The organism is Neptuniibacter sp. UBA6509 (assembly GCA_002435145.1).
Lineage (GTDB): Bacteria > Pseudomonadota > Gammaproteobacteria > Pseudomonadales > Balneatricaceae > Neptuniibacter.
Genome location: DJLT01000096.1, coordinates 1 through 26,611, shown reverse-complemented (window position 1 = coordinate 26,611; position 26,611 = coordinate 1). Strand labels below are relative to the sequence as shown.

The 26,611-nt window shown below is 42.6% G+C and carries 27 protein-coding genes; 12 read left to right on the top strand and 15 right to left on the bottom strand.

From position 1 onward, the window contains the following. The first annotated feature begins 5 nt into the window (after window positions 1-5). From rapZ to yjgA, 4 genes are all read left to right on the top strand, one after another. Entirely contained in the window at window positions 6-863 is an 858-nt protein-coding gene (rapZ, locus tag B4K11_RS12265; RefSeq protein ID WP_292952516.1) for an RNase adapter RapZ, read from the top strand. 5 nt (window positions 864-868) lie between these two features. Further along, the gene (locus B4K11_RS12260) at window positions 869-1,138 is read left to right on the top strand and encodes an HPr family phosphocarrier protein (protein ID WP_292952513.1); all 270 of its coding nucleotides are present in this window, start codon (window positions 869-871) and stop codon (window positions 1,136-1,138) included. 139 nt (window positions 1,139-1,277) lie between these two features. Then, window positions 1,278-2,627 carry a magnesium transporter gene (gene mgtE / locus B4K11_RS12255; protein ID WP_292952510.1) on the top strand — a complete coding sequence of 450 codons (1,350 nt, stop codon included), beginning with the start codon at window positions 1,278-1,280 and terminating at the stop codon, window positions 2,625-2,627. Window positions 2,628-2,636: 9 nt separating this feature from the next. Then, complete coding sequence (gene yjgA / locus B4K11_RS12250; protein WP_292952507.1) at window positions 2,637-3,164, top strand: ribosome biogenesis factor YjgA; 528 nt, start codon at window positions 2,637-2,639, stop codon at window positions 3,162-3,164. Here yjgA and B4K11_RS12245 read toward each other — a convergent pair. The 7 genes from B4K11_RS12245 to B4K11_RS12215 all read right to left on the bottom strand — a co-directional run bounded on the left by B4K11_RS12245 (window position 3,161) and on the right by B4K11_RS12215 (window position 12,410). Next, a complete protein-coding gene (locus B4K11_RS12245) occupies window positions 3,161-3,979 on the bottom strand; it encodes a carbon-nitrogen hydrolase family protein (protein WP_292952504.1) in 819 nt (272 codons plus the stop codon). The two genes, yjgA and B4K11_RS12245, sit on opposite strands and share 4 nt — an antisense overlap. Continuing rightward, window positions 3,972-7,838, bottom strand: coding sequence for a YhdP family protein (locus B4K11_RS12240; protein ID WP_292952501.1), 3,867 nt, complete (start codon window positions 7,836-7,838; stop codon window positions 3,972-3,974). The genes B4K11_RS12245 and B4K11_RS12240 overlap by 8 nt, the downstream gene beginning before the upstream one ends. A 12-nt stretch (window positions 7,839-7,850) precedes the next feature. Next, a complete protein-coding gene (rng, locus tag B4K11_RS12235) occupies window positions 7,851-9,317 on the bottom strand; it encodes a ribonuclease G (protein WP_292952498.1) in 1,467 nt (488 codons plus the stop codon). 9 nt (window positions 9,318-9,326) lie between these two features. Beyond that, window positions 9,327-9,905 carry a Maf family protein gene (locus B4K11_RS12230; RefSeq protein ID WP_292952495.1) on the bottom strand — a complete coding sequence of 193 codons (579 nt, stop codon included), beginning with the start codon at window positions 9,903-9,905 and terminating at the stop codon, window positions 9,327-9,329. 15 nt (window positions 9,906-9,920) lie between these two features. Next, a complete protein-coding gene (gene mreD / locus B4K11_RS12225) occupies window positions 9,921-10,421 on the bottom strand; it encodes a rod shape-determining protein MreD (protein ID WP_292952492.1) in 501 nt (166 codons plus the stop codon). Then, window positions 10,418-11,287 carry a rod shape-determining protein MreC gene (gene mreC / locus B4K11_RS12220; RefSeq protein WP_292952743.1) on the bottom strand — a complete coding sequence of 290 codons (870 nt, stop codon included), beginning with the start codon at window positions 11,285-11,287 and terminating at the stop codon, window positions 10,418-10,420. The genes mreD and mreC overlap by 4 nt, the downstream gene beginning before the upstream one ends. Before the next feature lie 85 nt (window positions 11,288-11,372). Next, the gene (locus tag B4K11_RS12215) at window positions 11,373-12,410 is read right to left on the bottom strand and encodes a rod shape-determining protein (protein WP_067982568.1); all 1,038 of its coding nucleotides are present in this window, start codon (window positions 12,408-12,410) and stop codon (window positions 11,373-11,375) included. A 222-nt stretch (window positions 12,411-12,632) separates the two neighbouring features. Between B4K11_RS12215 and gatC the strand changes: the two genes are divergently transcribed. The 3 genes from gatC to gatB are packed head-to-tail and all read left to right on the top strand — an operon-like array spanning window position 12,633 to window position 15,896. After that, on the top strand, window positions 12,633-12,920 hold the full coding sequence (gatC, locus tag B4K11_RS12210) for an Asp-tRNA(Asn)/Glu-tRNA(Gln) amidotransferase subunit GatC (protein ID WP_292952480.1): 288 nt from the start codon (window positions 12,633-12,635) through the stop codon (window positions 12,918-12,920). 55 nt (window positions 12,921-12,975) lie between these two features. Further along, the gene (gene gatA, locus B4K11_RS12205) at window positions 12,976-14,427 is read left to right on the top strand and encodes an Asp-tRNA(Asn)/Glu-tRNA(Gln) amidotransferase subunit GatA (protein WP_292952477.1); all 1,452 of its coding nucleotides are present in this window, start codon (window positions 12,976-12,978) and stop codon (window positions 14,425-14,427) included. Between the two features lie 14 nt (window positions 14,428-14,441). Then, a complete protein-coding gene (gene gatB, locus B4K11_RS12200; protein WP_292952474.1) occupies window positions 14,442-15,896 on the top strand; it encodes an Asp-tRNA(Asn)/Glu-tRNA(Gln) amidotransferase subunit GatB in 1,455 nt (484 codons plus the stop codon). 129 nt (window positions 15,897-16,025) lie between these two features. Here the strand turns inward: gatB and B4K11_RS12195 are convergent, their stop codons facing one another. After that, a complete protein-coding gene (locus B4K11_RS12195) occupies window positions 16,026-16,649 on the bottom strand; it encodes a TorF family putative porin (RefSeq protein WP_292959404.1) in 624 nt (207 codons plus the stop codon). A 527-nt stretch (window positions 16,650-17,176) separates the two neighbouring features. Between B4K11_RS12195 and B4K11_RS12190 the strand changes: the two genes are divergently transcribed. Continuing rightward, complete coding sequence (locus B4K11_RS12190; RefSeq protein WP_292952468.1) at window positions 17,177-17,635, top strand: GNAT family N-acetyltransferase; 459 nt, start codon at window positions 17,177-17,179, stop codon at window positions 17,633-17,635. 8 nt (window positions 17,636-17,643) lie between these two features. Here the strand turns inward: B4K11_RS12190 and B4K11_RS12185 are convergent, their stop codons facing one another. The 3 genes from B4K11_RS12185 to B4K11_RS12175 all read right to left on the bottom strand — a co-directional run bounded on the left by B4K11_RS12185 (window position 17,644) and on the right by B4K11_RS12175 (window position 20,562). After that, a complete protein-coding gene (locus B4K11_RS12185) occupies window positions 17,644-18,135 on the bottom strand; it encodes a hypothetical protein (protein WP_292952465.1) in 492 nt (163 codons plus the stop codon). A 101-nt stretch (window positions 18,136-18,236) separates the two neighbouring features. Then, on the bottom strand, window positions 18,237-18,704 hold the full coding sequence (locus B4K11_RS12180) for a methyltransferase family protein (RefSeq protein WP_292952462.1): 468 nt from the start codon (window positions 18,702-18,704) through the stop codon (window positions 18,237-18,239). A 97-nt stretch (window positions 18,705-18,801) separates the two neighbouring features. Further along, the gene (locus tag B4K11_RS12175; protein ID WP_292952459.1) at window positions 18,802-20,562 is read right to left on the bottom strand and encodes a sensor domain-containing diguanylate cyclase; all 1,761 of its coding nucleotides are present in this window, start codon (window positions 20,560-20,562) and stop codon (window positions 18,802-18,804) included. Between the two features lie 457 nt (window positions 20,563-21,019). On the opposite strand from B4K11_RS12175, the gene folE reads away from it, so the two are divergent. From folE to folM, 3 genes are read left to right on the top strand one after another with little or no spacing between them, the layout of a single operon-like run. After that, the gene (gene folE, locus B4K11_RS12170) at window positions 21,020-21,658 is read left to right on the top strand and encodes a GTP cyclohydrolase I FolE (RefSeq protein ID WP_292952456.1); all 639 of its coding nucleotides are present in this window, start codon (window positions 21,020-21,022) and stop codon (window positions 21,656-21,658) included. A 13-nt stretch (window positions 21,659-21,671) separates the two neighbouring features. Beyond that, complete coding sequence (locus B4K11_RS12165) at window positions 21,672-21,989, top strand: DUF6482 family protein (protein ID WP_292952453.1); 318 nt, start codon at window positions 21,672-21,674, stop codon at window positions 21,987-21,989. Window positions 21,990-22,006: 17 nt separating this feature from the next. After that, window positions 22,007-22,717 (top strand): dihydromonapterin reductase, encoded by a 711-nt coding sequence (gene folM / locus B4K11_RS12160; protein ID WP_292952451.1) that lies wholly within the window; start codon window positions 22,007-22,009, stop codon window positions 22,715-22,717. 21 nt (window positions 22,718-22,738) lie between these two features. Here the strand turns inward: folM and B4K11_RS12155 are convergent, their stop codons facing one another. Next, window positions 22,739-23,482: an SDR family NAD(P)-dependent oxidoreductase gene (locus B4K11_RS12155; protein ID WP_292952449.1), complete on the bottom strand. Its 744-nt coding sequence runs from the start codon at window positions 23,480-23,482 to the stop codon at window positions 22,739-22,741. An 85-nt stretch (window positions 23,483-23,567) separates the two neighbouring features. On the opposite strand from B4K11_RS12155, the gene B4K11_RS12150 reads away from it, so the two are divergent. Beyond that, window positions 23,568-23,969 (top strand): thiol-disulfide oxidoreductase DCC family protein, encoded by a 402-nt coding sequence (locus B4K11_RS12150; protein WP_292952446.1) that lies wholly within the window; start codon window positions 23,568-23,570, stop codon window positions 23,967-23,969. Here the strand turns inward: B4K11_RS12150 and B4K11_RS12145 are convergent. The 3 genes from B4K11_RS12145 to B4K11_RS12135 all read right to left on the bottom strand — a co-directional run bounded on the left by B4K11_RS12145 (window position 23,949) and on the right by B4K11_RS12135 (window position 26,284). Continuing rightward, window positions 23,949-25,277, bottom strand: a complete 1,329-nt coding sequence (locus tag B4K11_RS12145) for an ABC1 kinase family protein (RefSeq protein WP_292952443.1) — start codon at window positions 25,275-25,277, stop codon at window positions 23,949-23,951. The two genes, B4K11_RS12150 and B4K11_RS12145, sit on opposite strands and share 21 nt — an antisense overlap. Further along, on the bottom strand, window positions 25,270-25,866 hold the full coding sequence (locus B4K11_RS12140; RefSeq protein WP_292952440.1) for a glutathione peroxidase: 597 nt from the start codon (window positions 25,864-25,866) through the stop codon (window positions 25,270-25,272). Before B4K11_RS12140 ends, B4K11_RS12145 begins: the two co-directional genes overlap by 8 nt. Window positions 25,867-26,107: 241 nt before the next feature. After that, entirely contained in the window at window positions 26,108-26,284 is a 177-nt protein-coding gene (locus tag B4K11_RS12135; RefSeq protein ID WP_292952437.1) for a DUF6435 family protein, read from the bottom strand. Between the last annotated feature and the right edge of the window lie 327 nt (window positions 26,285-26,611).

The following is a 26,611-nucleotide window of genomic DNA, read 5'->3' as shown; positions in this document are numbered from 1 at the left end:
CATCAATGAAGCTTGTAGTAATTAGCGGCCGCTCAGGCTCCGGAAAAAGTACAGCTCTACAAGCTTTAGAAGATATTGGCTTCTACTGTATAGATAATTTGCCTGCTCTATTATTGCCCGACCTTGTTCAACAAATGAGCAGCGAAGCAAGTCATCCTGACCAAATTGCCGTTAGCATAGACGCTCGTAATATTTTAAGTAATCTTGCGAAGTTTCCTGAAATTTTAGAGCAACTACGCCAAGAACATTGGGCGGAATATGAAGTCATTTTTTTAGACTCTTCTGAAGCGACGCTGCTAAAACGTTATAGCTCAACAAGACGCAAACACCCCCTCTCTGATAGCTCTAAAAACCTACAGCAATCGATCCAGTCAGAATCCGAGCTTCTTGAGCCTATCGCCAGTCTCGCCGATATACGAATTGATACAACTCGACTATCACTGTATGAATTAAGAGACACAGTCAAATTACGGGTCGCAAAACGAAAAGAGCAAACTCTGTCAGTTCAATTTGAATCATTTGGTTTCAAACATGGCGTTCCTCTAGATGTAGATTTTGTCTACGATGTACGCGCACTCCCTAATCCCCATTGGGTTCCTGAATTAAGGAAATACACCGGAAGAGAGAAACCAATACAGGATTTTCTTAAATCCTCGTCAGAAGTCTGCGAAATGATCTCAGATATTCAAAGCTTTCTTGAACGTTGGCTGCCTCGATTTTCTAATAATAATCGCAGCTACATCACGATAGGCATTGGCTGCACAGGTGGCCAACACCGTTCTGTTTATATCAGCGAACATCTAGCTTCTCATTTTTCTAAACATATGGATAATGTTCATGTTCGCCACAGAGAGTTGAGCTAATTACTATGCAAGAAAAAGAGCTACTCATTATCAACAAGCTCGGCTTACATGCACGAGCAGCAGCAAAACTCATTGCTGTCACTTCTCGCTTTTCATCTAATATCACATTGGAAAAAGAGGGGCGGCCGGTTGATGGAAAGAGCATTATGTCAGTTATGATGCTAGCAGCGAGCAAAGGTACTTCTATCACAATAAAAACAGACGGAAGTGATGAAGAAGCCGCTTTAGAGGCAATAGAGACATTAGTTAATAATCGATTTGATGAAGATGAATAACCCTCAAGCCTCTTCTTAGGGTTATATTACCCATTTACAATCAGTTATAATAATCTCCCAGACTATTTTCATCTAATTTTTGTAGTTAACATTAATACGAAAAAAGTTAGACAAGCGAAGTCCAAAAGCGACAATACCTATGGCTGTTAAAGAAACCAAGTCACATCTCGACAAGCTAAATGATGCTTTAGATAGTGGCGAGTTCAGGCAGATTCGCTTTACCCTCAACAGCACGTTACGCCCCACTGAAGTCGCTCGACTCATTGAAAAGTCTCCTCCGAAAGAACGTCAAATATTGTGGAACTTAGTTTCTCAAGAACATGAAGCTGAGGTACTGCAGCATCTAGGCGATGATATCCAAGCGGATATCTTAAGCCGAATGAATTCTGAAGAGGTTTTAGCCCTCACTGAATCTCTTGATTCAGATGATATGGTCGATGTACTTCAGCAACTTCCGAACAGAGTAATGAAAGAAACTCTGCGGATCATGGATAAGCAAAATCGACGTAGAGTTGAGAAGCTACTTTCCTACCCGGAAGATACTGCTGGCGGCTTGATGAATACGGATACGACCACTATCCGTCCGGACATTAGCGTTGAAACAACCTTACGTTATATTCGCCGCCATGATGAAATCCCTGAAATGACTGATAGCCTGATTGTGGTCAGCCGTAAGGATTCCTATATAGGCCTAGTCCCTCTTACCAAACTGCTGGTTTCAGATCTTTCAATTACCATTCGAGAGATTATGGTCACGGACATAGAAGCAATAGATGCCGACATGCCCGACGACCAAGTAGCAGCTCTATTTGAAGAGCACGATCTTATCTCTGCCCCGGTTGTTGACGACAAAGGGAAACTCCTAGGTCGTATCACAATCGATGACGTGGTAGATGTCATCCGCGAAGATGCAGATCACTCCCTGATGAGCATGGCGGGTCTTGACGAAGACGAAGATACCTTCGCACCGGTAATGAAAACCACCAGACGCAGAGCTGTTTGGCTGGGCATCAATCTGCTTACAGCCTTTATAGCATCTGCTGTAATCGGGTTATTTGAACAAACTATTGATAAAGTAGTGGCTCTGGCTGTCCTTATGCCAATAGTTGCCTCTATGGGCGGTATCGCCGGCTCTCAAACGCTGACACTTGTCATACGCGGTCAAGCTCTCGGGCATGTCGAACGCTCTAATGCCGGCTGGCTGCTTAATCGAGAGATGGTCGTAGGCGTTTTAAACGGCATACTCTGGGCCGGCGTCATTGCTGTAGTTGCCACCCTATGGTTCCAAGATATAAACCTAGGGATCATCATTGCGATCGCCATTGTTATTAACTTGGTCGCAGGCGCCATGGCCGGTACACTTTTACCCATTATTCTAAAATCAATGGGTATAGACCCTGCCCTCGCAGGAAGCGTGCTATTAACGACTATCACGGATGTGGTAGGCTTCTTTGCCTTTTTAGGCTTAGCCACTATTTTTTACGCATGAGAATAGATCATGAGCAATAACGATAACTTTTCCAACTCTCATTTAAACGACCTTGATGAGGGAGAACTGAGCAAATCAGAATTAAAACGCCAAATGCACGGACTTCTGGAATTAGGCGTACGTTTAACCAAACTAAATAAAGATCAACTTGAAAAATTACAGTTAGATGATCGACTACATTCGGCGATAGAAGAGTTTCATCGAATCAAATCTCATGGCGCTCAAAAGCGACACCTGCAATTTGTCGGTAAAATCCTAAGAACTGAAGACACTGAAAAAATTGAGCATGATCTCGGCACCTATGAAGCGGGTCATCAAGCACACACACAGACATTTCATAAATTAGAGGTCTGGAGGGATCGACTTATTGCTGAAGGGAATAGCGCCCTTCAAAATTATATTGAAGAGCACCCAACAGCCGATGTTCAGCATTTAAGACAACTGATCAGAAATTCGAAAAAAGAACAAGAACTTGGAAAGCCTCCAGCCTCAGCAAGGAAGCTATTCAAGTACTTACGTGAGGTTGCAGGCGCTTAAAAGCCTACCTTTGTACGATGCTGCATAATGGGCATTTTCTCACGCCTGTTATGCAAATCTGCCAAATCTACATCTGCCATTACTAAACCCACACCGGGCTTATCTTTTACAGCAAGCACTTCTCCCCAAGGGTCTACAACCAGACTGTGTCCCCAGCTCTGCCGTGTTTTCGTATGCTGCCCACCTTGATTTGCAGCCAAAACATAACACTGAGTTTCAATCGCACGGGCTCTTAATAAAACCTCCCAGTGCGCCTCACCTGTCGTATAAGTAAATGCAGAAGGCACAACAAGAACCTCAGCTCCCATCTCCCGCAATCGCTGATACTGCTCAGGAAAACGCAAATCATAGCAGATAGATAGACCCACTTTACCTACAGGTGTTACCACAACAACAAGCTGCTCTCCGGGTTCAATAAAGTCGGACTCTCGATAACGATTATGCTCATCTGAAACATCCACATCAAACAGGTGAACTTTATCGTATCTTTCAATACATTCGCCTACATCATTAAATACGAGGCAGCTAGCAAAAACTTTTTCACCACAAGGCGATAATAGCGGCACTGAACCCGCAATTATCCATAAACCATACTGTACAGAAAGGTTACTTATAAAATTTTGAATGGTTTTATTTTGCTCTTCCGAGCGAGCTAATCTGACCAACGCTTTTGAATCAAGCATTGCAAAGTTTTCAGGTAATAAAAGCAGCTTGGCAGAGGCTTTAAATGCCTCTTTAGCCAATTGCTCCACAACAGATAGGTTATCCTCCAGAAGCTCACCTGAGACCATCTGCGCTATAGCAACCTTAGCCATTTCGATCATCCATCAATATTGACGGCGCTGACTCTTTTGACTTCACCGGCTCACCCTGATCAATCGTGATAAGCGGATCACTCCAATCTCCCGATAAATGATACTTAACGGTCGTAAAATCGGCTAACGGATCACCTATAAGCTTATCAAATAGGAACACAGCTCCAGCCACTTGAGGGGCACCTAACAAAACACTTACAAGGGGAATATTACCTGTAACAGGTATAGCAACCTCAATATCCTTTTCTACAGTCTCATCCACTAAATTTAAATACCCCTGCATAGCAATATTAGCGGAAGGCCCTGTCATAACAAATGGAGAAGATGTATATGCAATCCCCTCCTTAATTGTATAACTTGCTTTCATTTCATCAAATGCGACACCCGTTTTCACAAGATCGGTAAAATCCAACCTTAAACGACGCCCTAATGATTGGAGGCTGAGAATGCCAAATACACGTAAAATATTGCCTGACTTACCCACATCTAAAATGCGCCCCTCTTCAGCTGTAAATTGTAATTCCCCATTGGAACTACCCAACTCAAAGGCCCAAGGCGCGCCATCCCAAGAAAGTTGCAAATAGGAATCTAGCTTTTTACTTTCAATCGCCTCATGAAGCTTCCACGTTTTAAGGACATTCGTAAAATCATCACCTTTGAGCTTCAATGTGAGATCAGAAATTGAGTTAGGTCCATTTTCCCAACGAAGCTCCCCTAAGATCTCAGCGCCCTCCATATTAGCCTTTATGTGATTAACTGTAGCACCCTTTTTCGTAGGCCTAAGCTTAAAAGACCAACGCCCCAAGGGATACTCATCTAACGACAAACTAGCTATTTTAAAATCAACAGAAGGTAACGAACTCGGATCTATATCAATACTAGAAGCTTCAGATTCAAGCTCATTATTCACCCTAGCAGCATCTTCACTCTGTCGTATATTCAAATACTGCAAATCGACTTTATACGGCTTACTTGTATCTTCCGGTAACCACAATCGCCCTGAAAGCTCAGAGCTATCTGCATTAATCATCCAACCTAAAGGGGCTGGCGCTAACGTCAATGCAAGATCAGATATAACTTTTCCTTGCACTGAAAATTCATTAAGAAATAGATCAACCTGACGCAGCTTACTTTCAGTCACGCCGTCAGTAGAGCTCCCTTCCTTATCACTCCCAAGTAGACCTGCTGTCGTTAAAAACGTTTCTAGCTCAGCATAATCAACAGAGGTAAGACGCCCATCAACCCACACGCCTTTTTCAACAGGGACTAAAGGTTTTGCTCCACCCAAACTAAATCCAGCACGCTCAATAGTGTCATCATCATTAACCATAACCCCGCGCAGCTGGTCTGCCAAATTAATGCGAACAACAGTTCGCTCATCACTATAAGTCACACCTAGGTCACTAATCACGGTTAACGGCATTGAAGCCAATTTCGCTTTACCAAACGGCGCTGGCGCAGAGATAGTTACACCTTTTAGATCACTCTGAATAACCAACTGATTGCATGATTTCCCTGGACACATATCCAAGCGGGCAGAATAAGGCAACTCTCCTTTAAAAATAGCCAGAAGATCAAGTCCTAACCATTCACGTAGCGTATTCGTCGCAATATGGCTATTTAAAGCAATCTGGGTTTTCTCATTTTTAGTAGAAATACTTGCGTTGACAGGTCTATCAAACAGCTGCGCAGTTATCTTATTTGCGGATAAACCCGTTTGGGAATTAAATTTAATCTTGCCAGTAATATCTGTGAAATTAATCTTTTCTTTATCCGCTCTAAACCCTGCATTAGATAACACAGTCTCAACAGAAACGCTTGGCTCTTTCTCGCCGTTAAGCGGGATAGCCAAATTAACGAGAGTTGCAGCCTGGCCACTCATCTCCCAATCATCGAGACCATCACCTACTGCGTCTTTAAGGTCACTCTGAGTTAATAAACGCTGAAGATCATGAGTCACGCCCTCAACAGCACCAACTACAAATATTTTATCAGCTGATTGAGGCAAATGAACCCAAGAGAACTCTACAGGCGAGTCATACACCTCACCTCCTTGAGCCTCAACAATTAACTCACCATTGCGAAAGAAAACAAAAGCATTAGCATTAGCAACCTGCGGCCAACCAGATTGATATTCAAATGAAGCATCATTTACATCAAAAAACATCTGCACGACTGGCAATTGATAATTGGGCAAACGAGAACGCGTTACACCATTCAGCACAAAGCCAGCACGCTTAACATGACCTTTCTTAATCGCTTTTACTAACCAATTGTAGGTTTCAACACCCACCTCTTTAGGAGGCGTATAAAACTTAGCTTGCAGACCATTGGTATTCTGAAGACCTATTTGTAAATTAAGTAACGGCTGTTCATCATTTGCAAACGGTAGGTAAATACTAAACCGGCCTGCTGCGTTCAAGTCATCATTACTCAAATTTAGTAATTGAGACGCGACAACAACTCCCTCATCTTCGAGCCGCCAGCCGACAACTCCTTTTGCATTATGATAATCCCAACGATAGTCAAACAAAGTTGGGTATTGCATAGCAAAGTCTTGGCTTTCAAGGTGAATATTACCGCCTGAACGGTCAGCAACAACTAATCCATTAATTCCCTTAATTGCGGGGATATCATCCCAAGCATCAATACCCACATTCTCTAGATCAGCTGATAATTCAGCCTCACTCAGTTCCGCACCCACAGGCCAAGATATCAATAGATTTTTAACAATACCTGTAGGTAAAAGTTCATCTAGGGCTATCGATGCCCCACTAGGTAGAGAAGGCTGCTTTAACAACCAATTAGCCGCGACTCCAAGATCAATACGATCGAGCATTATACGTCTAGGTAAAATCGCACCCTTATCGCGCTCAAAATCCATACTAATTTGCGGAATGGATATTTCGCTTTTTGCAGCATCAAGTACAAAATCAGTAATCTGTAGCTGGTAGCCAATATCCCGTCTAATCAACGCAGTTTGAACGGTAAACTGTTCCAGTACATAATCCTGATATTGAAAATCTGTAATTGAAGTTCTACCCGTTAAATAACTTAATCTACCTTGCTGCGATTGCCCCCACACTTCCTGCTCAGCGCTCATACTATCAATCTTGATATTTGCAAGATTCAACCATGGATTCAACTGAGCCTGATTCAAGCCTTCAATTTTCAGATAAAAATCAACAGGGTTATCAGAGGCGCTTCCCTCCACTTCAGCCACAAATTTTATTGACGCCTGCTTGTTGCCGGTCAAAAGATCAGCATCAATCTTTAGCTGCTTCAACACATCATCGTGATTAAAACTTAATTGAATCGGTGAAACAGATATCTCTTGTCCATATTGAGGCTTAACAACAATACGAGTGTCATTAAGATTAATAGCATTTTGATTAAGTAGAAAAGTTAACGCTCCAGAGCGCGAGCTAGATTTTCCAGCAGCCTCAGCGTCAGGTGAGTCGCCACCCTCAGGGGATTTACTCAGATCATACCTTAAGGTCGTACCATCAATATCTAACTTAGAGAAAATGGGGGCAAAAGCCTTAATCGATGCAGCAGGATCCAGCTGAATAACCGCATCCATCACCGCAAGTGATAAACCCGGCTGCTGCTCTATCGCATCGACAGACAAGCCCTTTAATGAAAGTACCGGCTGCCAACCCTCCCAGTCACCTTGTATATCAACTAAATGAACTTCCGCACTTAACTGAGATGACAATAAACGTTCAATATCTTGACGATATTCTCCCGCATCTTGAACAAGAACCTTCAGCGCCAACAAAGCAACGGCTATAAAAGCTATAAGAAATGCGAGGGCCCAATATAGGAACCATAAGGACGAATGAGCATAACGCTTCACTAGCGCCCCCTATTAGCGCAAAACGACATCAAAACTCTCTGCGTTATACATAGGCTCAACTTGGAAGCGGATTGTTTTACCTATAAATGATTCTAACTCGGCTACATGATTAGATGCATCGTCTAGCACATAATCAACAACAGGCTGAGCGGCCAATACAAGATAACTTTCAGTATCATAGGCTCTATGTTGACGTAGAATCTCACGGAAAATTTCATAACAGAGCGTTTCCGGCGTTTTAATAGAGCCTCGCCCCTGACATTCACAACAAACATCACACAACACTTGCTCTAAGCTTTCACGCGTTCGCTTACGCGTCATCTCTACAAGGCCTAAATCAGAAACCCCTGTTAATTTACACTTAGCATGATCTCTCTCTAGAACACGTTCAAGCGTTCTTAATACTTGTCTTTGGTGATCTTGATCTTCCATATCGATAAAATCGATAATAATAATCCCACCAAGGTTTCGCAGACGTAACTGACGCCCGATCGCCGTAGCAGCTTCCAGATTGGTTTTAAATATGGTTTCTTCTAGATTACGATGGCCTACAAAAGCCCCAGTATTAATATCAACCGTAGTCATTGCTTCTGTTTGGTCAAATATCAAATAACCACCTGACTTCAATTCGACTTTACGACCTAAGGCCTTTTGGATCTCATCTTCAACATTAAAGAGGTCAAAGATTGGGCGCTCACCTGGATAATACTCAAGGGTATCAGCAACTTCAGGCACTAGCGCTTTTACAAACTCTTGCGCCTTCTGATAGGTTTCACGGGAATCGATGCGGATCTTTTCTAAGCCGGAATGCGCCATATCTCGCAAAGCACGCATATTGAGAGGCAGGTCCTCATAAATAACACTAGGCGCTTTCGCAGACTTGATTTTGACCTGAATGGACGCCCATAAGCGGCGTAAAAACTGAATATCTGCACTCAATTCAGCTTCAGCAGCTCCTTCAGCCACCGTTCGTAAAATAAACCCTGCTGGCTCACCATCATCTTCAGCGATCAATGCTTGGATAATTCCTCGCAAGCGATCACGCTCCTCAGCATCTTCAATACGCTGAGAAACACCAATATGCTCATTCCCCGGCATACAAACAAGATAGCGCGAAGGTAGAGACAGATGCGTAGTCAGCCGAGCTCCTTTCGTACCAATGGGGTCCTTAGTCACCTGAACGAGAAGAGATTGCCCCTCTCTTAATACCTGGGCAATAGACGTATTAACTTTCTCCTCATGAGAAACGTTCTGTGATAAGACCTCTTCAACATGAATAAACGCGGCGCGCTCAAGACCAATATCAACAAAAGCGGCTTGCATCCCTGGTAGAACACGGACGACCTTCCCTTGATAGATATTCCCAACAATCCCACGACGGTGTACGCGCTCAACATATACCTCTTGAGGCATACCATTTTCTATGACCGCAACCCGAGTTTCCATCGGTGTAAAGTTGATTAAAATCTCTTCGCCCATGACTGATCCTTAAATATTGTCTAGTTGCCAGATATCAACACCGGCTACTTTTAACAGTTCCGCAGTTTGCGACAATGGCAATCCCACCACTGAAGAGTAGCTACCTTCAATCTTATCAACAAATACAGCACCAAGCCCCTGAATACCATAAGAACCCGCTTTATCAATGGGCTCTCCTGTTAACCAATACGATTCGCACTCTTGTAGGGAAATATCTCTAAACGTAACATCGGTTTCGACCACTACAACGTTAGTTTGTTCCTTGCCTATCAAAGCAACTGCGGTTAAAACCTGATGAGTTTTTCCTGACAAAGCCTTTAGTATCTCTATGGACCTTGCTTTACACATTGGTTTACCAATAATGCGCCCATCCAGCACTACGGTGGTATCTGAGCCTAACACAACCTCATCACCTTTAATGCTACATGCACGTGCCTTTTCTTCAGCCAATCGAGACACATAAGCTAAAGGGGTTTCACCCGCGATTACATCTTCACAAATATCTACAGGTCTAACCGAAAACTGAACACCTATCTGTTTTAAAAGCTCTTTTCTTCTCGGTGAAGCCGAAGCCAATACAAGTTTCACTTTAGCCTCCAAATATTACTTAATTCTAAATACTCGACGCACACCACGAAGCACAACAAACAACCATGGCCAGAGTACCGCGCTTACCAAACAAGGAAGTAGAAAAACTAAAGAATCACCTGTATAGCCTGTAAACGCCTGCATCCAGTGGAATAAAAGCTGATTAATGCCGACAAAGACCATGACCATCAGCGCTTGCTGGACAATAGGGAACATGCGTAGGCGTTGATGCAGCAACAACGTAAGAAAAGCGATAATAGTCAGCGACAAGGCATTCAACCCCAGCACACTACCTTTAATAACATCCAGCAAAAGACCTAAACAGAATGCCATGCCCATACCGACCCGATGAGGCAGTGCCATTACCCAATAGATCAAAATCATAGCCACCCATTCAGGTCGTGCCCATTCGATAAAGTAAGGTAAAGGAATTTGACTTAACATTAAACCAACAATAAATGTCCCTAGAATAATAAATCCGCCGCCACCCGTTTGAGCCGGGGATCCGGAATTCATTGAATCTCCTTAGAAGGCAACACTTCACCTTTTAGAGGCAAAGCGATCTCTTCAACTTCCGCCGGCATGGTGACCAATAGGAGATGTCTTGACTTATCTAGCAGCGCTGTAGGTTTAATTCTTACACGCGCAAACTGTTGGCCGGGATCACGAATAACTTCTGAGACAATCGCCACGGGATAACCTCGAGGAAAACGGCCACCCAGTCCTGAGGTTATAACCAGATCATTCGCTTTAATATCCGCAGTATCAGGTACATGATCAAGTTCAAGCTCGTCTAACTGCCCCTTACCTAAGGCAATAGTACGAAAGCCATTACGATTGATTTCAACAGGCAAAGCATGCCTTGCATCAGTAATTAACATGACACGGCTTGTATAATGCGACATCTCCGTCACCTGCCCCATCACGCCACCAGCATCAAGAATCGGTTGACCTAAAACGACCTCGTTTTCACTGCCTTTATTGATAATAACCTGATGCTGAAATGGATCAGGATTGACACCTATTAGCTCAACAAGCTGGACCGACTCATCTACACGCTTGCTACTAACAAGAAGAGAACGTAAACGATCATTTTCATGCCATAACGCAGAATTTTGCTGTACTTTTCGTTCGAGCAAAAGCGCTTCCGATTTAAGCTTTGCGTTTTCCTTAAGCAACAAACTTCTATCAACGACCACATCAGACACTTCACCGGCTAAGCGGCTTGGCACATCAACGATCCACTGTAACGGTGTCAGAATAAGTGATAAGTAGGCACGTCCATCCCTAACGTTTGCAGAATAAAGATCCGCGGCCATTAAAGAAAATGCAATGAGAAGTAAAAAAAAGAAACGTCGACCAGAAGAACGGCCACGAAAGATAGTCTTAATACGTCACCTCCAGATGTGAAACTTCACATCGGAGGAACGAAGAACAGATCACAACAAAATTAGCATTGGACATGGGTTAATCATGACTAACCAGTTCAAAACCATGTTTGTCGAGCATTTCTAACGCACGACCACCACCACGGGCAACACAGGTTAACGGATCTTCAGCCACAATCACTGGCAAGCCCGTTTCTTCACTGATCAAACGATCGATATTTCTCAGTAGAGCGCCACCACCGGTTAAAACGATGCCACGCTCAGCAATATCAGACGCCAATTCAGGTGGGCACTGCTCCAATGCGCTTTTAACCGCTTGAACAATTGCTGACAAAGGCTCCTGAAGTGCTTCAAGAATTTCGTTGCTATTCAGTGTAAAGCTACGCGGAATACCTTCAGCAAGATTACGGCCACGTACATCAATCTCATGCATTTCAGATGATGGGTAGGCTGTACCAATCTCTTGCTTAATACGTTCAGCAGTAGAATCACCAATTAAGCTACCGTAGTTACGACGTACATAAGTCACAATATATTCATCAAAACGGTCACCACCTAAGCGAACTGAATCCGCATAAACGATACCATTCAATGAGATAACTGCTATTTCGGTCGTACCACCACCAATATCAACAACCATCGAACCGCTTGCTTCATCTACAGGTAAACCTGCACCGATAGCTGCGGCCATAGGCTCATCGATCAAATATACTTCACGCGCACCAGCACCCATAGCGGACTCTTTGATAGCACGTCGCTCTACTTGAGTGGATTTACAAGGTACGCACACCAAAACACGAGGGCTTGGTGTTAAAAAATTAGTATCATGTACTTTACTAATAAAGTACTGCAGCATCTTTTCCGTCACATGGAAATCTGCAATAACACCATCCTTCATCGGACGGATAGCTGTGATAGAGCCGGGCGTTCTGCCCAACATACGTTTAGCGTCAGCGCCTACGGCTGCAACGGATTTCTGATTACCGGTCTGTCGTATCGCTACAACAGAAGGTTCATCGAGAACTATATCCTTATCACGGACATATATCAGCGTGTTAGCTGTGCCCAGGTCGATGGACAGATCACTGGAAAAAAGACCACGAATTTTCTTGAGCATGTACAGGGAGTCCTAAGAAATTCTGCAGGTATAGCCGCTATATCCTGAAAACACGTAACTCTAACAATGGCAAACGTTTTGAGCAAGGTGAAAATCAGTAAAACTACTTAAATATCTATCTTATTTAACCTTCATGATACAACACCAATATGATAACGTAGGCCTTTATTTTTTTTCCGTTGATTTTTTCATCGACAACACCCCAATAAGTGAGAGTAAATTATGTCTCTGGACCGCACTGATGTGGACAAGATCGCCCATCTGGCGCGACTTCAAATTGAAGAACAGGACACTCCTGAATACGCGCAAAACTTGTCGAACATTCTTGACCTTGTAAACCAGATGCAATCCGTTGATACCACCGACGTTTTGCCTATGGCGCATCCTCTTGATGCAGTACAACGCCTCAGAAGTGACGCCGTTACGGAAGAGAACCAGCGCGAAAATCTCCAATCTGTTGCGCCCGCCGTCGAAAACGGCCTATTCCAAGTTCCTAAAGTAATCGAATAAGACGGTTAATTTGACCGCCTCTTTTCATCAGGAATTTTTTTAAGGATATATTTCCATGTTTGACAAAACATTAGCTGAATTAGCCAGTGGGCTAAAATCAGGCGAATTCAGCAGCGTTGAGCTTACACAAGCCTACCTTGCACGCATTAAAGCAGAAGACGCTAAATACAATAGCTTCATCACTGTTACAGAAGAGACCGCTCTTCAACAAGCACGCGAAGCTGACAAGATTATTGCCACTGGGAATGCCGGAGCATTTACTGGATTACCCATCGCGCATAAAGATATCTTCTGCACTAAAGGCACTCGCACAAGCTGCGCGTCAAAGATGCTGGACAACTTTATCTCACCTTATAACGCAACCGTTGTTGATAAATTCAACCAAGCGGGTGCAATCTCGTTAGGTAAAACCAACATGGATGAGTTCGCTATGGGCTCATCAAACGAAAGCAGCTTCTATGGCGCTTGCCGCAACCCTTGGGATACGGATCGTGTTCCTGGAGGCTCATCAGGTGGTTCTGCAGCCGCAGTTTCAGCACAGCTAACGCCTGCAGCAACGGGAACAGATACTGGTGGTTCAATTCGCCAACCTGCTGCGCTATGTGGTATTACCGGTCTTAAACCAACCTATGGCCGCGTATCACGTTTTGGCATGATCGCCTTTGCATCCTCATTGGACCAAGGCGGCCCAATGACAAAAACCGCTGAAGATGCTGCAATGATGCTTAACGTTATGGCGGGCTTCGATAAAAACGACTCAACCTCTGTTGAGCGCGACGTACCGGATTACACAGCAGACCTGAATAAGCCATTAGACGGCCTACGTATCGGCCTGCCTAAAGAGTTTATCATGGATGACATGGACTCAGACATTGCAGCCCAAACACAAGCCGCAATCAAAGAGTTTGAAAAACTAGGCGCTACAGTAAAAGAGGTCAGCTTACCGAATACGGCACTATCGATTCCTGCTTACTACATCATCGCTCCTGCTGAAGCGTCCTCAAACCTTTCAAGGTTTGACGGTGTTCGTTACGGCCACCGCTGCGAAGAACCTGTCAACCTTGAAGATATGTACAAGCGTTCACGTGGCGAAGGCTTTGGCCCTGAAGTTAAGCGCCGCATCATGGTAGGCACTTACGCTTTATCTGAAGGCTTCTATGATGCTTATTACAATAAAGCTCAGCAGATTCGACGCTTAATTCGTGATGACTTTACAAAAGCACTTAGCGAAGTCGACGTTATCATGGGCCCAACAACACCACACCCTGCCTTTAGAATAGGTGAAAAGTCCTCAGATCCCGTTTCTATGTATATGGAAGATATTTTTACGATCTCCCTAAACCTAGCAGGCCTACCAGGCATGTCCATCCCTTGCGGTACAGTTAACGGCTTACCAACAGGTCTGCAGATCATCGGCGATTACTTTGCCGAACAGAAACTATTAAATGTTGCGCACCAATTCCAAATGGCAACTGACTGGCACAAACAGTCACCACAAGGCATCTGAGAGGTTAAATAATTATGGAATGGGAAGCGGTAATAGGGCTAGAAATACACGCTCAACTAGCCACAAAATCCAAAATATTTTCGGGTGCCAGCACTGCGTTTGGTGCAGAACCTAACACCCAAGCTTGCGCGGTCGATCTTGCACTACCCGGCACACTACCCGTGTTCAATGAAGAAGCACTTCGCATGGCGGTTAAATTCGGCCTAGCGGTTGATGCTGAGATTGGAAAGAAGTCTGTCTTTGATCGTAAAAATTACTTTTACCCCGATCTGCCTAAAGGCTACCAGACCAGTCAGCTTTTTGAGCCGATCGTAGGTATCGGCCATATAGATATCACACTCGAAGACGGCACTGAAAAGCGCATTGGCGTTACACGTGCACACTTGGAAGAAGATGCAGGCAAATCACTGCATGATGAATTCCCTGGCATGACTGGAATCGACCTAAACCGTGCAGGTACACCACTCCTTGAGATCGTTTCTGAACCAGATATGCGCAGCGCTGAAGAAGCTGTAGCTTATGTTCGTAAAATCCACTCGATTGTAACGAGCTTAGGCATCTGTGACGGTAACATGGCTGAAGGCTCATTCCGTTGCGATTGCAACGTATCAGTGCGCCCTATGGGGCAAGAAGAGCTTGGCAACCGCACAGAAACTAAGAACATCAACTCTTTCCGTTTCATTGAAAAAGCGATTGTGGGCGAAATCGAGCGTCAGATTGATTTGATCGAAGATGGCGGTCGCGTTGAGCAAGCCACTCGACTGTATGACGCAGACAAAAACGAAACTCGCTCCATGCGCTCAAAAGAGGAAGCTAACGACTACCGTTACTTCCCTTGCCCAGATCTACTCCCAATAGTGATCGATGATGAGTACATTGAAGCTGTTCGCGAAACACTGCCAGAGCTTCCAGATGCGCGCAAAGCTCGCTTCATTGAGGAATATAAACTCAGTGATTACGATGCCATGGTACTGTCTGCTGACTACAATATGGCCGCTTACTTTGAAACTATTGCTAAAGCCTCTAAAGATGCAAAACTGTCTGCAAACTGGGTGATGGGAGAGCTATCAAAACTTCTAAACCAAAATGATCTTGATATTAGCAGCAGTCCTGTCAATGCAGATCAACTTGGCGGACTACTTAGCCGTATCAAGGACGACACTATTTCCGGAAAAATCGCTAAGCAAGTCTTTGAAGTTATGTGGATAGAGGGCGGCACTGCAGATGAAATCATTGAAGCCAAAGGCTTAAAGCAGGTAACTGACAGCGGCGCGATTGAAAAGATTGTTGATGAAGTCATCACTAACAATCAGCCTCAAGTCGACCAATATGTTAACGCTGAGCCTGATAAACGCGGGAAGATGGTTGGATTCTTCATGGGTCAAGTCATGAAAGCCTCTCAAGGCAAGGCAAACCCAGGCCAAGTTCAGGGCATGCTCAAGAAAAAACTCGATGCCCTTACTGGCTAAAAGCTAATACGTATAAGGTCAAAGAATATAAAAACCGCGTTTATCGCGGTTTTTTTCATCCTTAGCGCACAAAAAAAGCCCGTCATAAGACGGGCTCAATACTAGTATATTTCGATCAATTGCTTGGGATTAAAAATCGAAAGACTTACTGATAGAGAATGTTACTGTATCTGCATTACCCAAAGTGTCGTCTGGGTTAATGTAAGCAAGGTTCATATCTAAACCTTCGTATGTCATACCGTAACCAAGCTCAACATAGTCACCGTCATAGTCCTTACCGAAAGTGCCGTATGTTAGATAAGCGCCTTCGTATTCACCCGTTAGACCAACAAAAGAGTAATCAGCTTCAGTAGTACCTGATGGCTGATCTTCAGTACCTAAAGTTACTTCTAGGTTGAAGAAGCTATAACCTAAGTTAAGGTTCAACTCATGGAAATCTACATCAGATTCTGTGTAGAAATAACCAGTGTAACCAAGACTATAAGAGATATCGCCAGCTTCACCAGCGTAACCGCCATAGATGTCGTACTCTACGTCATCATCAGATAGGTCAGCAGCCCATAGGCCAACATAGATACCATTGTCTGCTTCGTAATCAACACCACCCATCATGCTTGCACCAGTAGTCTGGTCAACACCACGGAAGTAGTAGTCACTCATCGCGCCAATATTTGCAGATAGACCCGCTTCAGCCATAACAGAAGCAGACAGTAGACCCGCAGCAATTAAAGTTTTAGTTGTAGATTTCATCATTTGTATTCACCCCTTCGATACATATAAGTCTTGAATTACCACCAGTAATGCACGCCCTATGCCAAAACAAAAAAAGCCTTTATTTACAATAATTTATGAACGAACAAGGATCACAATCCATTATATGCTGCGTCGCAACAAATCAAAATCGCACCACATTAGCGCAACAAGATGCAAGCGCGCACCCTATTAGGGCTAGCGCATCCAATCAGGGCTAGCGCCCACATTAATATCTCAGCTATGCTATCAAGCACTAAACAACACAGCACCACCTAAGATGAAGACATAAAATGAATCTTGCCACATCTGCGGCAGCACGCTTTTCGAGGATTGAACTTAAATATCCCATCATTCTAAGCATAACGATCAGGTCCACTGGGCATATGAGTAGCACCGGGAAAGCACCTAGAAATCATGCTAAAAAAGTAAAACCATATTCGAAAAAAACAAGTTATTCTGGTTTTATTATCTAGTTCTGGCCTGAAGAGAAATACCGCCAGCAATACTGACAAAAAGAGGTAGGAATATTGCAGAATTTAAATGCAAAGTACAAAACGAGCTATGGGCACGAGCTTCAATCACCAATGCTTGGACGCTTCTACAAAAGAAATGGTTACAAAGGAAAAATACAACCCAGGGACCTATGCTGCTGGCTTGAGCTGAATGGAGAAATCGTAGCAGCCGCACGTATTTTAGCTCACTGCTCAGACACAACTAGTTTCTCACTGCTTAGAGGCTTATGGGTTGATAAATCTAAACGAGGAAAAAGGCTTGGCAGCCAACTTCTACGCTACATAAGCAAAAATGAAGTGAAAAAAAATAACGACCTGTATTGCTTAGCTCTACCTCATCTTGAGCAATTTTATATGACTAACCAATATAAAAAAGCTGAAGGAAAACACATTCCAGATCAACTAGCAGAGATGTCAAACCGTTACAAAAGACGGGGGCAGGAATCTATTGCAATGGTGCTGTCTGTCTCATAGATAGATTTTTAGCCTGTCACTACCGGTGATAGCTCGCACTCAATATAAACCCCCTGTTCTAGCCATCCGTTTACGCCCTGCTCCCCCTGCCCCTCATGAATAAAATCCGCAATATCCAATTTCGCTGAGGTAGGCAAAACTAAAGGAAAGTCTAAAGCATTACCCTGCCTAACAGCCACTACAGTCATGTGAGGCAAGCGAGTGGAGTACTCAAGTAAGTGCTCAATATTTTCACAAGAGATCGATTCATCAACCCCATTTAAGATCAAAAGCCGGCCGGACTCCATTTTATTAAGCACATCGAAGAATGCCTGTAATAGCAAACTATCGTTACTATCACGGTAAAGGATTGTATGGTTCTGCGTATGATTCCCTTCACTCTCCTGGGGCAACATAAAGAGCACATGATCTATTCCGGCTGGAACTCTTAGGAGAGAAGTTTCAATAGATTTCTCAATATTTTCACTGCCATCTAACAAGATTAAAGCACTAACTTCCATAAAAACCTCAGCTCATACAGCAATCTAACTTAAAGCAGATGCTGAATCCTTCTTCATAGCATTGTGTAAGAACTAACAATCTAACATGCCTATATACTGAATTATAACCAACGCCTTACTCTTTTTTTATAATCCAGATATAGATCACCAAATACCCTTTCCAAATATAGCTCTTCCTTTTTAACAACCAAAAAATACAAAGCTATCAACAATGGACCTGTATTAAATAAGATCCATATATTATTCAAGACTAAACCGATACCAAGCGTAATAATAATGAACGATAAATAGATAGGATTTCTAGAATAGGCAAAAACACCCTCTAACATTAGGGAGCTAGCAGGCTTCCACGGCTCAATATGTGTTTTTTCACGCCAAAATTGATACACCGCTATTAGCGCAAAACTCACAGCAACTGCAATTAAAAACAAACCGATAAAGAAGAAAAATTCAGGCCAAGGAATAATCAATGGATAATAAAGATTAAGCCAATAGCCTACTGCAATCATGAATAGAAAAATTAATGGTGGCGGAACCCTAACCCCTGGTCCCTTATCTATTACATCCAAAACTCAACCTCCCTGATTACAGTAGCTTTTTCATGATCTATAAATCTCATCGCAATAATTGAATCATAGCGAGCTATAACATAAATAATGAACTTACTTATAAGGTTTGGATATTATTTCTTCCACTATTTTTTGCTTTATACAATGCACTATCTACTCGTTTCACCAAGTCATGTAGCTCGTCATCAATGAGGTAGGCTGACACTCCAAAACTAGCGGCCCTCTTTTCTCCAGGGCTAAATGGATAAGTTGAAATTTTATCTTTCAACATCGCAGCTAGAGCCTGCGTTCCCTCTAAACTCGTTTCACTGCAAATAATCATAAACTCCTCCCCTCCCCATCGACCAACCGTATCGGTTTTTCTTGAGGAAGATTTTAATATCTCAGCAAATTCTTGGAGTACGGTATCTCCTACCTGATGACCATATGAATCATTAACATGTTTAAAATGGTCTATATCAATTATGATCAACCCGAAAACCTTCTTATATCTAGAACACCTATCCGCTTCTTCTTTCAAGACCGCATCAAGTTTATGTCGATTGAATAAGCCAGTAAGAGAATCAGTGATATAAAGCTTTCCAAGCTCTTCATTCTTTAAAGCAAGCTCTTTGGTTCTCTGCTCCACTTTGTCCTCCAGGTTGGCATTAAGGCGTTTTTGTTCCATTAATAGATGTTCAATAGTCTGAGCAGCTGTACCCATAGCATCTTCCAGATCACCTATTTCATCATCCGCTGTGCGCTCTAGATCCAAATCATACTTATTACGAGAAAGGTTTTTCGCAGCGATAACTAAACTGTTGATACGATGCGTCAAATACCTTCCGGAGAAAAACGCTAAAAGAGAGATGACCACAAAGAGCATCGCCCCAATAATAACCAACTGCTGCAATAAGCTTAAGTAAGGTTTCAACACCTCATCTTTATTAATGATCGTTGCTATAATCCAGTCTTGGCTTGGGACATATTGATAACGCATTAATTTTTCAACTGGCACATCCTCTTTGCCCCGCTGGTTGTAGGTAAACTCTTTCCACCCACTGATAGTGCTATCGTCTTTCCTTTCATTGATACTACTGATTATTTCTTGAACGAAAAAAGCACCGGTTACCGCATCCTGCGCATTAAAAACATTTTCTTCTGTAAATGTAGGATGATACATAAGATCACCTTGGCCATTGAATATCGAAACATAACTTCCTTCTAAAGTAGAAGGCTGCACTTTAGATAAGCTATGCTTAAACTCCTCAATATTTATCAACGAGCTAAACTCATCCTTGTATGGATGCACACTAATTATCCACTCCCACGGTTCAAAGTAGCTCATATATGCAGCCTTTAGACGAGGAAAAGGATCATTAGGGTTCTGCCATTGGTTTTCAAAGTACCCCTCTTTTTGAATATACATTCTCTGAACAAATGCATACTGATCAATCCTTTGGCCTTTAATAAAGGGATGCACAAGCGTAGTGATACGGTCTTTATCTGCAAAATCGCTCACAACCATATATCCGGTTTTACCAATAACCTGAGAGGAAACAATCTCTTCAAATTGCTCGATCACCTCTTGTTTTGTAATTTCACCGGCCTGATATTGCTTGTATTTGAGCTTCAAGGTATTGAGGTGGGTTTCTGTAATTCCACGCAAGTAATTACGAATCGCATTCTTGTACAATGATTCCGCGGAAGTTGCTGCGAGGTTTGTCGTTGTGATTAATTCTTGTTTAGCACTATTTAGAACAGTTGTCTTAATCGCTGGCAAAGCCATTAAGATCGATGCCATAACGACCAGCACAGCTAAGATAAAAATAACGATAATTTTATTTCTAAACTTTAACGTCTTGAAAGCATTGACCATACGTCGGTATCCATTTTTATCTGAAAAACTACTGTCAAGGAAAACACCTAAGAGCCATTTTTAAACATAGCCCATAACATCTACTCACGTTTCTTACTGACATCGATAGCAAGCAAATACATTCAAACAAAAAGCGCACCCTTATTTAGAACTAGACACACACAATAAACATACACCAAATATAATAAATCTAATATATATAACAAGTTAACTACCAACCCATAACCACCACATTAATTCAATGTATTCTTAAACAAATAACTACTAACATTAATATCCCACCTCAGTGCTAAAAGTCCTAACAAAGTTCTAGGGCATAATTATTCAGCTCTCTGTATTTGCCACATTTTCACAGAACCTAGATTTCTGTCGCAGCACAAAAATCAGAATAAGGAAGTGATCCATTTGGATTTACTACTGCGTATAACAGTAGCTTTGTAATTTAAGGGCTACCACTATGATTTCTGCAGAAGCGATAGCTGTTCAAGAACAGCTTATAGAAAAAGGTCTCGAAACACCGACCATTAAATCGCAACTAAACCAACAACAGCGATACGAAAGAATTAAAGGGTTAATGACTGAGGTCGTCAGTACGCTTGGGCTAAATTTAGAAGATGACAGTCTTAGAGAAACACCACACCGCGTAGCTAAAATGTATGTCTATGAAATATTTTCAGGGCTCGACTACGAGAACTTTCCCAAGATAGCAATGATTGAAAATAAAATGGATGTTGAAGAGATGGTTAAAGTTCGTGATATAAGCGTAATCAGCTCTTGTGAACATCATTTTGTCACCATAGATGGGACAGCTAAAGTTGCTTATATACCGAATAAAAAAATAATCGGCTTATCTAAAATCAACCGACTGGTACGCTTCTTTAGCCAGAGACCACAAGTACAGGAACGCCTAACCAAACAAATTCTTATAGCCTTACAGACCTTATTAGAAACTGACAATGTAGCCATATCTATTTCAGCAACACATTATTGCGTTAAATCCCGCGGGGTCATGGATGTTAATTCAACAACTGAGACAACTGCATTGGGTGGTATATTTAAGAGTAACGAGCGCACTCGAGCTGAATTTTTGATTTAAAAAGAGGCTATCGATGAAACTTCAAATAGAAGATGTTACGGATTTAAACCCTATCGATAAAGTCATTGTACATTCAATAGACTGGATGACATATCAAGTATTCATTGTATATCAAGGGAAGCAGCATGTGCTTTACCAAGGTAAAGATCCCTTCAATAGCCGCAACCTTCTAGACATACAGGAGCTTTTTCAATGCGTAGATGTAGAAAGTTATGTTTTACGTCGGCCCAACAGCGCCTACGATGAAATGGTAGGACAACCTGAAAACGTTTTTCTAGATAGCTTTGAGATTTCCTTACCTTGGAAGTACCTCGCAACTACTTCACATTAAGATTTAATTGATAAATTATGGCAACATCATCAAACCCAGTACTAATCACAGGTGTCGGTAAACGTATAGGGTATGCTCTATGCCAATACTTTATACACCATGGTATTCCTGTTATCGGCACTTACCGAACAGACTATGGTACTTTTGATAAGTTGATTGGCGCAGATCTGATCCATTGTGATTTATACCAACAACAAGATTTAGATCACTTAATTGATCATCTAATAAGGAACTATAGAGGCTTAAGAGGCATTATTCATAATGCCTCTGATTGGGTAGCAGAATCGTCCGGCGTCCCCCCTCAAGAAATATTCAGCAAAATGATGCAAATCCATGCAGGCGTGCCCTATCAACTCAACTTAGCACTGCAAGACCTACTTGCTAACAACTCTAAAACCGCTGATATTATCCACATTAGTGACTATGTCGTGGAAAAAGGCAGTGCGAAGCATATCGCCTACGCTGCGAGTAAAGCCGCGCTGAGTAATATGACGCTATCATTTGCCTCATTGTTAGCACCACACACCAAAGTCAATGCAATTGCACCTTCGCTCATCATGTTTAACCCTGAAGATGACGAAGCCTATCGCGCTAAAGCCTTGAATAAATCAGTGATGAAGATCACTCCGGGAGCTGAAGAGGTTGTAAATGCGGTAGATTATCTACTAGAGAGCCAATATATGACCGGACGCATACTGTCTTTAGATGGCGGCAGACATATCCGCTAAATTGCATTTGAGATCACCTTATTAAGGCATGATCTCCTTTTTATCCCAAGCAAACACCTTTCCGCTATCACTCACATCTAGCGTTGCTAACACACTTAATAAATAGTTGGCTGATTGTATAGGGGTGAATAATTTGTCGGCTGGGACTCTATTTTGAAATGGCTTGGATAAATTTGTATCTACAGTACCTGGGTGTAAACCTACAATAGTTAACTTAGGTAAGGTACGCTGACACTCAATTGCTAGAGTTTTAATCAGCATATTTAATGCACTTTTACTGGCACGGTAACCATACCAACCACCTAACCGGTTATCCGAGACACTTCCAACACGAGCGGATAAAAAAGCCAGTTGACTGTCATTGTTTCGATTCATCAATGGCACTAGCTGTTGAGCAACTAACATAGGAGCAATGCTATTTACTTGGAAATATTGTCTGAGAGTATCTTGATTAATTTGTCGTAGTGACTTCTCAGGCTTAACATCTCCGTTTTGCAATAAACCCGAACAGACAATAGCTAGATCGAACTCAACTCCTTCTAAAGACCTTCCTAAGCACTCGATACTCGCTGTTTCAGTTAAATCGATAAATCCGTGAATCACTTTTTCATGAGAAAGCTGTGGCTTATCAACAGAACAGCGAGAAAAGGCAAAGATCTTTTCTATTTCATCATCTTTGAGTAGTTGCGTAATTAAAGCCGCCCCAATACCGCCGGATGCACCGATAATCACCACGTTTTTAAGCTTTTTTGTTTTTTCAGTCATATACATTGTACGCGCGAGTAAAATGAACCGATCACCCGAATTTAACGTAAACCATGCACTGAACCGTGAAACCTAAGGGTAGATTATGCAAAACACCCCTCCCATGATTAAAAAGCCTATCGTCTTTTTTGATGGTGGCTGTCCTATGTGCGAAAAAGAGATTAACCACTACAAGAAAGTGGATCGCCTAGGCAAGATTGAATGGATAGATATAACCACTTCACCAGAGAAGCTAAAAGAATATGATATATCCCTAACATCAGCTTTAGAGCGTTTACACTGCATCAATACTATGGGGGAGAAAGCCTCAGGTGTAGCAAGTTTTGTACTTCTCTGGGACAACCTACCCTACTACAGAAAGCTCGCTGCACTGGTAAAACTACTGCGCCTAGATAGCTTATTAGAAATCGTCTACAGTCGCTTCGCTGTATGGCGCTTTAAGCACCGTTGTAAAACTGGGCAATGCTCACCAATAGGTAGAGATTAGCGCTTTAACATTCACCTGAGCATTTAACTTAGCCGCAATCAAATAAAGTCCGGCCATTTTGCGGTGTAAAAATAAAATATCTGGTGGCGGTGAGTGCCAAGCATCAGGTTCTCTGCTCATCTGCATTCCTTTATCACGGATCTGCTGGGCAAGCTCTGAACCGGAAAAATCATAAGCGCCATCAAACCTCAAAGGCTCAGTAGCTAAAATGAAGATATCTAAAATCATCTCTAAATTTCTAACGTCTAGGCCCTGACTGAAAAAGCCTAATTGGTTCAGGGCATCTGCCAATCCCGCCCGATCTTGAATATAGGCAGCAAAGAGTGCTGCTTTATATCGCCCAACAAACTCGGAAGAAAATTCACGGGTAGCGCCGAAATCGAGCAAAATAAGCCGTTTCATTTCTATCTGGTAGAGATAGTTAGCCAGATTAGGGTCTGTCTGAACACAGCCATACTCGAGGAATTCGGCGAAGAAGAGCTGCATCATCAAAGATACAACCCTATTGCGCTCACCCTGAGAGGTAAACGCGAGTTTATCAAGCGACTGCCCATGCATATAACTCATGCATAGAATTTCATCTGTTGAAAGCGTTTGATAATACTCAGGTAACAATAGCTCATCACGTCTAACAAAGGAGGCCATGTTATCAGTGTAGTTCGCGAGTTGCTGGGCCTCATGCTGATAATCGGCTTCTAGTTTTAATTGTATACGAGCTTCGTTGATTAAAGGGGATAGATCTATATCTTTAGGAATAAGTCCACTAAGGCGTAACAGACCAAAAACATTATCAAGATCGCTATCGATACTTTGACGGACTCCGGGGTATTGAATCTTAATCGCTAACGTCTGACCATCTTGAGTCAGTCCCTTGTGCACCTGTCCAATGGAAGCAGCCGCGACCGGCTTAAAGCTAAAACGCTGAAAATTATCTTGCCAAGACTCACCCCAGTTTTTTTCCAGCACTTCTAGCAATTGTACCGTGGGCATTACCACTGCATCGGCGCGTAGGCGCTCTAACAGCACGGCCATATCTTCTGGTACCAAATTACCAACATCCATCGACAATAGCTGCCCGGCCTTCATGGCTGCACCACGCATAGTCGCCAACTTATCAGCTAATTGCGTGAGATTTTTCCCGGATATAAGAAGATCTCGCACAACGGGCTTACGACCTTTCATAAGCTCTTTACCGCCATCAACAAGCATATTGCCTGCGACCTTCCCGGCTAAAGCGCCTAATTTAGTTAACCTTGAAATTCGTGATTTCGGAACTGCTCGCGCATTCTCCTGTACTAACTCACCCATTAGGTAGATTCGCCTTGATAGTATTAACTAAGCGGGGATCTAAAGGTTTAGTGAAACTAGAAAAATTTGCTATGACTTCGCCATCAGGCGCAATCAAGTATTTATGAAAGTTCCAGCTTGGATACTGCCCATCAGCTAAGTTTGCCAAGTGTCTATAAAAGGGATGTGCTTTCCCCTGAGCAGCATGAACTTTTTCAAACATGGGAAACTCAACGCTATATGTTAATCGACAGAAATTTAAGATCTCTTTCTCTGTACCTGGCTCTTGGCCTGCAAAATCATTTGAAGGAAAGCCCAATACAACCAAACCAGCCGAACGATACTGTCGATAAAGCTGCTCAAGACCATCATACTGAGGGGTAAATGCACACTTGCTCGCAGTATTAACAACCAGAATTAGTTTTCCCCTATAGGCCTCACACACCGATTGATATTCCTCATGACCCAAACGCTTAAAACGATAATTTAAAACCGCAGGGCAGTCTGTGTTTGACTCAATCGTCTCTAATACAGGCTCGGCAGACGTAGGAGGAATAAATAATAGTGCGGATAAAGCCAACATTATCATGGAAGATACCGCCCAATTCATAACTAGACTCCAGAATGGTTTCCTATTCCATACGTAAAAAAGTCACATATGGATTATGATAGTGCCATTATGAAAGTGGCATAAAGGAAAAATAAACAGCTTTACTAGGGGATAAATCAAAAATAGACATACATTCAAAAAGCTAAATGCATTGAACGAAATAATTACCGACCATCCCTTGTCGGAAGTTCTAAGCAATTATGCTCGGTCAAATCAGAGCTAGTTCAGCAAAAAATTACTATTACGCCTTTGCCCTATTTAATAGCTGAATCTGTTGCGCAATTGCCTGTGCCTCTACAGTCAATTCTGAATACTTTTCTATGTTACCAGCTCTCTGCGCGAGCATCGCTTCTTCCAACTTATCCTTATACTGCTTATCAAGCTTTTTTAACGGATCAGCCTTAAACCATGAGAACATTTTCAACTCCAATTGATATCAAATAACTGTATTACGTTGGCTAGAACCAAACTGATCAATATAAAATTAATTAAATGTCTAGAATCAATGGAGGGAACTGGATTTATTGGCTAAAGCCACCTTTCAGACTGCGCACTTCGCGCTAGATGGTAATTACTTCGTAATCGCTAAACCAACGATCTTCGCTTTAAGAGCCAGATACAAAAATCACAAGAGCTGAGCCCGGCGAGTTTTACTTGAATTTCCTTATCCCCAGACGCGAAAAAACCGACTTAGAATGAACTAAATCGGTTTAATCTATATTTGGTAGCGGGGGCTGGATTTGAA